This is a genomic window from Arenibacter troitsensis, from assembly GCF_900177645.1.
Lineage (GTDB): Bacteria > Bacteroidota > Bacteroidia > Flavobacteriales > Flavobacteriaceae > Arenibacter > Arenibacter troitsensis.
In genome coordinates this window covers 371031-383357 of record NZ_FXAO01000001.1, presented here as the reverse complement: position 1 = coordinate 383357, position 12327 = coordinate 371031, and the positions used below count along the sequence as shown (strand labels likewise).

Here is a 12327-nt window from a genome sequence, read left to right as displayed (position 1 = left end):
GTTCATGAAAATACGTTATAAAACATTTCTATTTTCTGTAGTGGCAACACTGTTCCTAGCTTGTACCGAAAAAGAATTGCCCACCACCATCACTATAAAAAATGTTCTTGACCGCGAAAGGTCTATGGAAACCGTAGAGCTCACCAAGGATATGTTGACGGTGGAAGACCTATCCGCTGTTGGCATAAGGAACAAGGAAACCAATACCCTCCAAATTGTCCAAACGGTAGATAATGATGGGGATGGTGATTTGGACATGATCCTTTTTCAACCCCGAATAGCGCCTAATGGAGAAAGCCAATTTGAGGTAGTCACAGTGAAACCAGGGGAAAACCCCTCGGCACCAGAGCTGTGTTACTCCAGGTTTGTACCCGAACGTACCGATGACTACACTTGGGAAAACAACAAGGTTGCATTTCGGGTGTACGGACCCACCGCCCAGAAAATGGTGGAAGACAAGGTAGCTGGCGGCACCCTGTCCAGTGGTGTCGATGCCTGGTTGAAACGGGTAGATTACCCCATTATTGACAAATGGTACAAAGAGGAATTAAGTGGTATAAGTAGTTACCACAAGGATACCGGCGAAGGCCTGGATGATTTTCATGTTGGCGCAAGTCGTGGGGTTGGCGGTATTGCCGCCAAGGTAGACACTACCTTCTACTATTCCAAAAATTATACGCAATGGCGCACCATTACCACCGGCCCTATAAGGACCAGCTTTTATTTGGAATACGAAGCCTGGGACGCCAATGGAAAGACCATCATGGAGTCTAGGCTTATAAGCTTGGACCTAGGCCAAAATCTATCCAAATTCAATATCAATCTAGAGGGGGTGGATGATATTTACGCCGGACTCACCCTGCACGAAAAGGACGGAGTGGTTAGCGGAAATACAGAAAAGGGATGGGTAAGCTACTGGCAGCCCCATGGCGATTCCGAATTGGGTATGGCCATCCTTGCCCCTAGGGATTCTTTCATCGATTTTGAAAAGTACGATGTTCCTACCAAGGACCTAAGCAATGCCTACGCCCATTTGAAAGTTAAGAACAAGGAAGTTACCTACTACGCAGGCTTTGGATGGAAAAAAAGCGGGCAATTTAACAGCAAAGCGGATTGGGAGCAGTATTTAAACGCCTTATCCGAACAGATAGAACACCCCTTGGAAGTTACCGTAACTCCATAAGAAAGAGTTTCTGACAAACATTACATGAGGCAATACCCATAGGTGCATATAATGCCAAGGGGTATTGCCTTTTTTATGCCCAAATTTTAACTTCAATTTGTGTTTTTCATCAAAAATATCCCTGGTTTATATGCGTAAATTTATAAAACAAAAGCTGCTATATGGACCTACAAAAACTGGAAAGGGAACTCGAAATTATATATGAAACACTTTTAAAGCATGAGTCCTCCGCGGATAGCATAGCTGCTTCGGTACATCCTCAATATAGGTCCAGCGCCAAGAACCTATACCGCTATTTGCTGCTTCGCAGTATGGACATCCGCAAGCTTCAGAACGATCTTTCCGAAATAGGGATTTCCTCATTGGGAACAGGGGCCGGTTATGTGTATGAAAACATCTCCAATGCCCTTAAGCTGGTTAAATTATTGAACGGAAAAACTTGGGAAAGGAATGGCGACTTGGAGGCCCTGGGATTTGTTGGAAGCAAGAATTTATTGATGGATCATGCAAATGACCTCTTTGCGTCCGACCACGGGGAAAGAGATACCGAAATAATGGTTACTATGCCCGATGAGGCAGCCACCGACAAAAAACTTATTAAGAAGTTGCGTTCTGCAGGTATGGGCATTGCCCGATTAAACCTTAGCCATGGCAATGAAGCGCTTTGGAAAAAGATCCTGAACAAAATAAAAGCCGTTTCCAAGGAAAGTGATTCCCCCATCCATATTTATATGGACCTACCGGGGCCAAAAATTAGAATTAGCAATATTTACCTAAAAAATGATACCGGAAAAGCCTGGGATACCGTCCCCTTCGTAAAGATTGGTAAAGGGGATAAATTATTACTGATAAAGCACAACTCCCCACATGTTTCAGGGAGCCACAAAAAGACAATAGCCCCTAAAGAAACCATCCTAGTGGAAGTTTCCCTACCGCAAATTATTGACAACCTTAAAAAGGGGCAGGCAGTGTTTTTTGATGATGGGGCCATAGAGGCCAAAGTATTGGGCATCACCCAGGATACGGCATCCCTGGTGGTGAAAAAATCGCATAAGAAAAAACTAAGGACGGGGAAAGGTATCAATTTACCGGATACCCATCTCAACCTGCCTTCCCTAACTCCAGAAGATGTACAACTATTGCCGTTTATAAGTGCTAATGCAGACCTTATGGGCTATTCCTTTGTGCGAAACGCCAAGGATGTGGCCATTCTATATGAGGAATTGGACAAATTGGGAGATAAGGATACCGGGGTGGTCTTTAAAATAGAGAACAGGGCGGCATTCGAGAATCTACCAGCCATCCTTTTCAGCGCTATGAAAAGACCTAAAATAGGCGTCATGATCGCCCGGGGCGATTTGGCAGTGGAGATAGGTTTTGAACGTATTTCCGAGGTGCAGAACCAAATACTGTGGTTCTGCGAGGCAGCGCAGATACCTGTCATCTGGGCTACCCAAGTATTGGATACCATGGCCAAAAAAGGCATGGCTACCCGGGCTGAAATTTCGGATGCCACTATAAGTGCCCAGGCAGAATGTGTTATGCTCAATAAGGGGCCTTTTATAGTAGAAGCCACCAAAACCTTAAAGAATGTATTGAAGCGCATGGAAGCCCATTCCCAAAAATCCAAAAAAACCTTAAGGGCACTAAAAGTGGCCAAAACGGGACTTAAAAATATTCATAAAGACTTTCCGGTGAAGTAATAGTATCCAAAAATTACCCTCTTATAAACCGAAACATTTGTAAGAAAAGAATTGCTATATTAGACTGATAAAAAGGGAGTATGGGTATTGGGTCCTTAATCCTTTCGATAGCAATAATTAAAAGAAAGACTAAATTGAAAATTATAGAATCCCATAAAAACGATTACACCATTTCTACTGACAAGAATAAATTGGATATTTCCACTATTCACAAATTCCTTGCGAACGAAACAGACTGGAACTACGGAATTCCATTAGACACCCTAAAAACATCTATTGAAAACTCTTTAAATTTTGGGCTTTATTACAAAGACCAACAAATAGGATATGCCAGAATAATTTCAGACTATTCCACTATTGCTTATTTAGGCGATGTTTTTGTTTTAAAAGAATTTAGAGGGAATGGATTAAGTAAATGGCTTATAACTGAAATAATGCAACATCCTAATCTTCAAGAATTAAGACGATGGATTTTATTAACCGATACAGCCGAATGGCTTTATAAAAAATTTGGATTTACCAAATTACCTAATCCTGAATTTTATATGGAAAAGCACAATCCAAATGTATACAATGTTGTGAAAAACAATTAACGCAACACAAGGTATAGGCCTTAGCCCATGCTAGCGCTAGCCTACCTGCCCAAGTCCTAAAGACCGGGAATTTCAAATTTGACAAACCTTCCCCACGCTGGCGCGAGCGTCACGCTCGTGACATAGTAGACAAATAAGCAAGTAGTTACTGCTGGCAGTAGCCTGTCTTAGTCGTCAGTCCTGCCATAGTCGTAAAGACCGGGAATTTCAAATTTGATAAACTTTTGTTTTTACCAGGTCGGTATCCAATACCAAATAAGTTGCAGGGATATCCTTTAGCTCCCCTCCGTGATACCCCATGATGGTCCCTGGATTGATCAGCAGGGTGTCGCCAACCTTTTCATCCTTAACCACGGTATGATTATGTCCATAGCACACTATGTCGAAACCTCCATTCTCCGCAATTACCCTAGCTTTATCAGGGTAGTGGTTCATGGCCATTGATCTACCGCCCAAGTCACCTCTAAAATATTCTCCATGAATGTGAATATTCGGATATTTCTTGGAATTCCCAATGATAGCCGCAACATCCCCATCGTTATTGCCCAATACCATATGGATAGGATTGGAATACGCACGCCCCAATAAATGGATGACAAAGGGCGAACAAAGGTCACCACAAAAAAGCATCGCTTCCGTAGCCTGAAGTTCCGGCATGGATAAGGCTTTTTGCAGGTTCCAGATGTTATCGTGGATATCGGAAATTACGGTGATTTTCATTTTCAGTAGCTATTAGTAACTATAGTATGCCCAAAACAGTAACTCAGTTTATAATCCATCCATTAATTAGACTAAGCTTATTTTTTTAGAAATTTCAGGATAAATTATAAGCATGACTTTTTTATTATTTTGCCTATTACAGGCCTTGTACCTGAAAAACCATTAATTTCACAGGCTGGCGCTAGCCCAAGTCACAGATACATGAATAAGCATCAACTTAGGACAAACAAAGTTAGTTAATTTTAATATGAGGCCCTATAAGACATTTGAAACAGAAAGGTTAATCCTAAAACCTACCTTAGAAGAGGATGCAGCGTTTATTTATGAGCTGTTCAACACGCCCAAATGGCTTAAAAACATTGGGGACAGAAATATTGGCTCGCCAGAAATGGCAAAAGAGTATATTTTAACCAAAATGCAACCGCAACTGGAACGGCTGGGATTTTCCAATTATACCCTCATAAGAAAAACGGACAAGGTAAAAATTGGATGTTGTGGATTATATGATAGGGAGGGATTGGAAGGCATCGATATTGGATTTGCCTTTTTACCAGAATATGAAGGTCAAGGTTTTGCCTTTGAAGCCGCCGACAAATTAAAAAATGTAGCCCTCAAGGAATTCGGGCTCCATGCCCTTAGCGCCATAACCTCCAAACACAATTTTGCCTCCCAAAGATTGCTGGAAAAACTTGGTTTGGCCTTAGCGGGAACAACTACCCTTCCCAACGGTAATGAAGAATTACTTTTATTTACCATTGAATTATAATATCCATTCTAAAAAAGGGCATCATAGAAGTGTAATTAGACCTTAAATCCATTAGCCAAATTAGGCTCCAAATTCGGCCATTTTTATACCTACATGGGTAATTACCTCGTTGAATTCCTTAGTTGGATTAAAATCGATCAATTTAACATCTTCCTTAACAATGGCCGTATGACCCGAAGGCATATAATAAACATCCCCCTTGGTGAGCAATTCTTCTTTTCCATCATAATAAATGACCAACATAGACCCCTCCAATACATACCCCCAATGAGGGCAATGGCAGCTATTATTAGCCAATCCTTGAAGGAGCGGTGTAAAATCAGTTCCCTTAGGTAGTTCATTGAAACAAACGGTCATACCTCCAAAATTGGGTTGGGCCCGCATAGTCGTGTCCGGCGACTGCATAGTAGTCGGAATACTTTCTTTATTAATTTTCATGGTATATGTGTTTAGTATTCAATAATTTACAACAAAAATATGAACATATCAAAAGTTTCACACAAATAGCACAAAAACCAAAGTCGATATAAATCACTTTGGCATGTGCAAAGGGGCGACTTTGGATTTAAAGCAAAAGGCTAGATGTTGTGAGGGTGGCAACTTCGAATCCCAGTTGCCAATATCATTTCAATCAACCCTTTTAAACAGCAACAAACGCATATCCATAATTTCCTCCTCAGGTATTTTAAGGGCTTGGAGCACCAGGTTGCCCCTACCCTTTTTCAAGCTAATTTTCCCTAGAACCATAGGAATAAAGTCCTTGGTAAAGGATTCAATTCTGGGGTCACGGTCCCGTTCCGCCCCTACCAGCGGCGGATCATGGGCCTTCGTAATGGTTGCCTTTAAGGAACTCTCCCCCAAGCGTAATTCAAATTGGGAACCCAAATCCTTTTCTTTGGCGGTGTAATAAAGCTCCACTTCAAAATCCCCGTCGGCCAGCACTTCTACATCCCAGCTGATACTATCCTTTGTGCTTTTCCAATATGTAAAAAAGGTATCGTTGGGATGCCTATTACTCCGTTCTATATTGCCATGCGCTACCCCGTCCCGGGCGGGAATCTGGGTGTACACATAATCAGGATGGCCCAAAGTAAACGGCCTATCCTCCGTCTCCTTGGATTTTGGCATTACTTCTTGCAGCCAATCCCTTTTTAACTGTTTCAAAGAATCTGCAAGCTGTGGTAGTTTCCCAGAAAGGTCTGTGGTCTGTCCGCCATCCTTTTCCATATCATAAAGTCTGTCCTCACTATCCAAGCGATATTTTTGCGTACGGATACTTGTACTTCTGTTCCAATGATTATAGACCACCCTATCGTACCAGCTGGCGTTATCCCCCATCAACAAGGGCTTTAAGCTTTTCCCGTCCAAGGGTTTCTGGGTATTCATCTCAATTTGGGCCAAATCCGTTAAGGTGGGCAATACATCTATGGAACTTGCTATTTGTGAAATATGCTTGCCTTTAGGTAGCTTATTCTTCCATTGCATCACCAAAGGGGAACGTACCCCGCCCTCATCGGTAGATCCCTTTTTTCCCCGCATCCCCGCATTCCATCGCCATCCATTTGGTCCGTTATCCGACAGATATATAACCAGTGTATTTTCTTCCAGTTGCAAGTCCCTTAGTTTATTAAGTACCCTGCCCACATTATAATCTATATTCTCCACCATGGCCAGGGCCGCTCTGGTAAAGTTCTCGTTCTCTTCCTCTTCCCCATGGTATTTCATGGCAAGTTCCTTGTCCCTGAACTTGTTCCAAAATTCATCGGGTACCTGCATAGGACTATGGGGTGTATTAAAAGGCAGGTACAGGAAAAATGGATGCTCCTTCTTCCTAGCCATAAATTCCAATCCTTTGTTGGTAAGATCGTCAATTATAAAGCCGTTACCTTTTACAATTTCCCCGTTGTGCTCCAACATGGGACTAAAATAATTGCCCCAATGCCCGGAACAGAAGCCATAAAAATCATCGAAACCCCTAGCATTGGGATGATAAGGGGGTTGCATGCCGTTATGCCATTTTCCATAGGCAGCAGTGGCATATCCGGCCTTCCTAAAGACTTCGGCTATTGTGGTTTCATCCAGATTTAAACGTTCACCGCCCGAAGAAGTGGAATAGACCCCTACTCTTGGAAAATAGCGCCCCGTAAGCAGTTCGGCCCGGGTAGGTGAACAAACGGGACTAACATAAAAATGATCGAACATAACGCCATTTTTGGCCATGGCATCTATGTTGGGGGTTGCCAGATTGGTATTTCCAGTAATGCCCAAATCTCCCCAGCCTTGATCGTCGGCCAAAATAAGCACAATGTTGGGTTTATGGTTGCGTTGGGTATTGGACGTGGATTCTGGTTTTGTCTTTTCCTTGCACGCCAGTGGCAACCCCAATATGGCCAAGGCCATACACTTCACTAAAATATTCCTCATTTGGCCGTTTTTTAATTGGTCGGATTTGGGAAGTATAAGATAAGAAACTTAATGGATTACTATGCATATGGCCTAAAACCCTCATTGGAAATCCTTTTCCTATGCCTCCTAACATTTTGTACTTCAGTCCCAATGGAACAAGCCTAAATTATAAGGTCTATTAACAACTAAATCGAAGAAAAGATTCAAGAAAGATTTCTTCCCCTAAACAGATATTATTAACCAAAAATAGTTGAATTTAGAGCTAACCTAAAAAGGGTACATCAACAGGATGAAAGATTTTTTTGAACACTTCAGGCAGGAGTTCGAATTACCGTTGGAAAATCCGGTGCTGATATTTTCTTTAATCCTGTTTATTATTCTGCTATCACCCATTCTGCTTAGAAAATTAAATATTCCGGGCATAATTGGTTTAATTATTTCTGGGGTGGTAATAGGGCCGTTTGGACTCAACATTCTAGAAAAAAATTCGGCCATAGACCTGTTTTCAACCATTGGCCTGCTGTATATCATGTTCATTGCTGGTTTGGAACTGGACATGAACGAATTTAAATCCAATAGAAACAAAAGCCTTGTATTTGGATTTTTTACCTTTATTTTCCCGTTAACCATCGGTTTCCCGGTTTGTTATTTCTTTTTGGAATATGACTTTAATGCCAGTTTCCTTACTTCCAGCATGTTTGCCACCCATACGCTGGTAGCATATCCTATCGTGAGCAAACTGGGGGTTTCAAAAAACCAGGCTGTAGCCGTTACCGTGGGCGGAACTATTTTGACGGACACGGCAGTACTTATCATTCTGGCTGTAATTATGGGAAACAGCGAAGGCAATCTGAATATGGCCTTTTGGATCCAATTGGGAATTTCATTAACCATCTTTTCGGCAATAATGTTCCTTATAATTCCAAGGATTGCCAATTGGTTTTTTCGTAAACTGGAAAGTGAAAAACACTCCCATTATATCTTTGTTCTTTCCATTGTTTTCTTTGCCGCATTTATGGCCGAATTGGCAGGTGTTGAGCCGATTATTGGAGCATTTGTGGCAGGATTGGCCCTAAATAAACTTATACCCCATTCCTCGGCCTTGATGAATAGGATACAATTTATAGGCAATTCCCTATTTATTCCCTTTTTCTTAATAAGTGTTGGAATGTTGGTTGATGTTAGTGTTATTCTAAAGGGTGAAACAGCGCTTATTGTGGCAGGAACACTTTCGGTGGTAGCCCTTTTTGGTAAATGGTTCGCAGCTTTGGTAACACAACTGGCCTTTAAATACTCCAAAACCCAACGTCAGCTTATTTTTGGATTAAGCAGTTCCCATGCAGCTGCAACCTTAGCCGTAATTTTAGTAGGCTATAAAGCCCAAATTCTAGACGAAAATATCCTGAACGGCACCATAATACTTATTTTAATTACCTGTGTTGTTGCCTCATTTGCTACAGAAAAAGCCGCTAAAAAAATCGTGGTGGAGACAGAAGGCGATTCTACGGGACCACTAAAAGTAAACGGTTTGGATAACGAGCACATTTTATTGCCAATTGCCAATATTGGCAACATGGAAAAACTGCTCGAGTTTTCAATATTTATTAAAGGAAAAAAATCGGCCAATCCCTTATCGGTTCTCTCAGTAGTTTCCAATAACAATGAAGCCGAAAACAATATTCTAAAGGCCAAGAAAAAACTGGAAGAATTCGTGGAACAAGCCTCTGCAACGGAAACGAAAGTTAGTATCATAGCCACAATCGACCATAATGCCGCCAGCGGAATATCCCGTATTGCAAAAGAAATAATGGCGGACATCATTGTTTTGGGATGGCCAAAGCGTACTGGATTCATAGACAAACTTATCGGCGAAAAAGTGGACAGTATTATAAGTAACACCGATAAAACCACTATTATTTGTCATTTTGAAAAGCCATTGGTGTCCCATAAAAGAATTGTGATTGCGGCCCCTCCCTTAACCGAACATGAGAACGGCTTTGAACTTTGGTTTGGCAAGATGGCTAAATTGGCCCAAGAATTAAGCATTTCTATACAGCTGTACTGCAATGCATCTACCTTAAAATCAATTAAAAAGTTGGTTAAAGATTCTAAAATATCGGCTACAATTACTTCTAGTCTTTTCAGTGATTGGGAAGATTTCCAGGATCTCTCAAAAAACGTAAGGGAAAATGATCTATTTATTTTGGTTTCTGCCCGTGAAGGCGCCGCATCTTATATGGTTATGCTCGAAAATCTCCCCTCGAAAATGGAAAAACACTTCCCCAATAATAGTCGACTTATCATTTATCCCCACCAGTTCGTTCAGAGTTTTGGAAGCAAGCGATATGATCAGATCAACCCTGAACCGCTCAACAAAGGAATTGAAACCATACAAAAGATTGGCAAGGGCATTGGTAATATTTTTAAAAAGGACAACAAGGAATAATCTGCAGGAAGTATTTCTATAACCTAGCTGTTTGCCCAAGTATCATGGTGGGCCTACAAACAAACGTCTCTCCCCAGAACGGATACAGGGATTAGCTACGTTAACCCCTAAAAGTGCCGCTCTGAAAACCACAAAAAGTTCCACTTCGCTATACTTCAAAACAACCCGCAGCACCGCCCGGAACAGGATCTAGGGATTGGCTGCGCCCATCCCTACTAAGCTCCGCTTTGAAAACCACAAAAAGTTGCGCTTCGCTATACTTCAAAAAAGGTTTTTTACAATTACATCAAGGTGAATCATCTACAAAGGGCAATAAGGATTGGTGAAAATAAATTCTTTTAATAAATAGATTGACTTTACCACTTAAAGCTAATAGCAGAATTATACTTTGTTTAAGATGTTTGACTTTAAATTAATTACTTTGGCACTTAATAGCAAACTGCATTAGGTAGCATAAACCATACTAATGGATTAACTATATTAGGCATATAATAGAGTTGTAAAACATTTTGAAAATAGCCTACGACTTAATAAAACGTATATGAATAGAATATTTCTTTTTCACAATAGGATTATGAACGATTCGTTATTCTATAAAAAAATAACTCCCCATTTTTGATATGAAAAAGCTCTTTGTCTTAATCATCCTTGTTTTTGCGGTTTGTTCTTGCGAAAAAGATGGTACTAATAAAATAGAAGAAGAAAAATCTATTACTTTACCAGTATTAACCTCTTCCACTGTTTCAGAAATAACTGAGACCTCAGTTAAAAGTGGCGGAAACATAACCAATGACGGTGGAGCTCCCATTACTGCAAGGGGTATTTGCTGGAGTACTTCGGCCAACCCTACTACAAATGACAATAGAACCTTGGATGGCACAAATGCTGGAAGCTTTACAAGTTCATTAAACGATTTGGTTGAAAACACCATCTATTATTTAAGGGCTTACGCGACAAATAGTGAAGGAACATCCTATGGAAATGAATTAAGTTTCAAAACTCTTGAAAAGCCTAAGCTTGTTATCGAAGGTGATGTCAATTTGAGAACACAGGAAATGATTGATAATTTCGGTGCCTATGGATATGAAAGGGTTTCGGGTAATTTGCTAATCCTTGCTAGTTTTGGTAGTAACATTAATAGTTTAAAACCACTTGAGGGGTTAAACACAGTGGATGGTGACTTCTACATCGCTAATACTAATTTAACAGATTTTGAGGGATTGAATAATTTAGCTGTTGTAGGAGGAAATATTCAAATTCAATATAATAATAAATTAAGCAGCATGGGCGATCTAATTAGCCTTAAGGAAATAGGTGGGTTTTTAGATATTGATTCTAATCCTAGTTTAAAGAATTTAGATGGTCTTGAAAATCTTACCACTATTAGTCGCTGGTTGGACATTGATTTTAACGAAACACTCGAGAATATTGATGCCCTTTCAAATTTAAAAACCATTGAATATGGTCTTACAATCCAGTCCAACCCTGCATTAAAGAACATTAATGGGCTTTCCAGCTTGACTTCAGTGGGCTATGAATTGACAATCGATAAAAATGCCTTAATTACTAATCTTGATGGATTAAAAAGTCTCACAAAAGTTGGCAGTTATATTGTAATTTCTTAAAATGACGCTCTGACAAATATATTGGGGCTTAACAAGCTTGAAATAATTAATGATAGATTAGTAATCCATAACAATAATTCGTTGATCAATCTCGATGGGCTTGAGAATATAGTTCAAATTGACGACTTTCTGGGAATTAGTAGCAATAAATCTTTAGTAGAAATAAATGGATTAAATAATTTAAGTACTTTAAATGGTAAATTAATAATCAGTCACAATCTTGCCTTAAATAATTTTTGCGGGATTAAACCTTTGATTGACAATGGTTTTTCGAACTCATTTGATATAGCCAGCAATTCTTTTAATCCAACCCAGCAAGACATTTTAAATGGAAATTGCAGCGAATAAGTCCTTTTTTTTGACGGGAAAGACAGGTTTTTAGCATTTATTATGACATTATTAATTGATAGCGGGAAACAAATAGTTAATATTAGTAAAGGCTAGCTGGCTTAAACATGCAAACTTTTTGAATGCAACTATGGAATTGATTGACTTATCACTCATAATCAAAACCAACTTTGACAGAAAAACGTTGTATAATAGCTATAAACAATACGGACTTTGGGCTCAATTTAAAGCTTTGCGTATTTTTATGAAGTCCCAAAATCTTTTGGATTTTGCTTTGGACAAAAAAACAAAACGCGCCCGAACGTAACCGTTCGTTGCGGGCGGGCATAAAGATTTCGCTATTTGCTCGGCGGAAGGCCAAGGCTAGTTTGCTCTCGTACAGATCATAGCTCAAGACATAAATTTTATGAGCCAATTAATCGCCAATCGAACGCTTCTGACTCAAATTTTTAAGAATTATTCACAAACCCGAAATGAATTCCTTAACTACTCTGAGGGTATAAACCTCAATACGAATTAGGCATATTTGATTTCACA

At 40.1% G+C, this 12327-nt stretch carries 10 protein-coding genes; 7 read left to right on the top strand and 3 right to left on the bottom strand.

The genetic code is table 11. The annotated features are described in order from the left end of the window. Positions 1-4 precede the first annotated feature (4 nt). The 3 genes from B9Y87_RS01555 to B9Y87_RS01545 all read left to right on the top strand — a co-directional run bounded on the left by B9Y87_RS01555 (position 5) and on the right by B9Y87_RS01545 (position 3479). Positions 5-1183, top strand: a complete 1179-nt coding sequence (locus B9Y87_RS01555; RefSeq protein ID WP_085496594.1) for a DUF4861 family protein — start codon at positions 5-7, stop codon at positions 1181-1183. A 161-nt stretch (positions 1184-1344) separates the two neighbouring features. After that, positions 1345-2886 (top strand): pyruvate kinase, encoded by a 1542-nt coding sequence (locus B9Y87_RS01550; protein ID WP_085495527.1) that lies wholly within the window; start codon positions 1345-1347, stop codon positions 2884-2886. A gap of 134 nt (positions 2887-3020) precedes the next feature. Then, positions 3021-3479, top strand: coding sequence for a GNAT family N-acetyltransferase (locus B9Y87_RS01545; protein WP_085496592.1), 459 nt, complete (start codon positions 3021-3023; stop codon positions 3477-3479). 207 nt (positions 3480-3686) lie between these two features. Here B9Y87_RS01545 and B9Y87_RS01540 read toward each other — a convergent pair whose 3' ends face one another. Beyond that, positions 3687-4199: a YfcE family phosphodiesterase gene (locus B9Y87_RS01540; protein ID WP_085495525.1), complete on the bottom strand. Its 513-nt coding sequence runs from the start codon at positions 4197-4199 to the stop codon at positions 3687-3689. A 247-nt stretch (positions 4200-4446) separates the two neighbouring features. Between B9Y87_RS01540 and B9Y87_RS01535 the strand changes: the two genes are divergently transcribed. Next, positions 4447-4965, top strand: a complete 519-nt coding sequence (locus tag B9Y87_RS01535) for a GNAT family N-acetyltransferase (protein WP_085495523.1) — start codon at positions 4447-4449, stop codon at positions 4963-4965. Between the two features lie 60 nt (positions 4966-5025). On the opposite strand, the gene B9Y87_RS01530 is transcribed toward B9Y87_RS01535, so the two are convergent. After that, entirely contained in the window at positions 5026-5403 is a 378-nt protein-coding gene (locus B9Y87_RS01530; protein ID WP_085495521.1) for a cupin domain-containing protein, read from the bottom strand. Positions 5404-5592: 189 nt separating this feature from the next. Continuing rightward, complete coding sequence (locus B9Y87_RS01525) at positions 5593-7389, bottom strand: arylsulfatase (protein WP_139827116.1); 1797 nt, start codon at positions 7387-7389, stop codon at positions 5593-5595. Positions 7390-7660: 271 nt separating this feature from the next. On the opposite strand from B9Y87_RS01525, the gene B9Y87_RS01520 reads away from it, so the two are divergent. The 3 genes from B9Y87_RS01520 (at position 7661) to B9Y87_RS01510 (ending at position 11790) form a co-directional block, all read left to right on the top strand. Further along, positions 7661-9817: a cation:proton antiporter gene (locus B9Y87_RS01520; RefSeq protein ID WP_085495517.1), complete on the top strand. Its 2157-nt coding sequence runs from the start codon at positions 7661-7663 to the stop codon at positions 9815-9817. A gap of 620 nt (positions 9818-10437) precedes the next feature. Beyond that, positions 10438-11442, top strand: a complete 1005-nt coding sequence (locus B9Y87_RS01515; protein WP_085495515.1) for a receptor L domain-containing protein — start codon at positions 10438-10440, stop codon at positions 11440-11442. Positions 11443-11523: 81 nt separating this feature from the next. After that, a complete protein-coding gene (locus B9Y87_RS01510) occupies positions 11524-11790 on the top strand; it encodes a hypothetical protein (protein WP_139827115.1) in 267 nt (88 codons plus the stop codon). Positions 11791-12327: the final 537 nt, after the last annotated feature.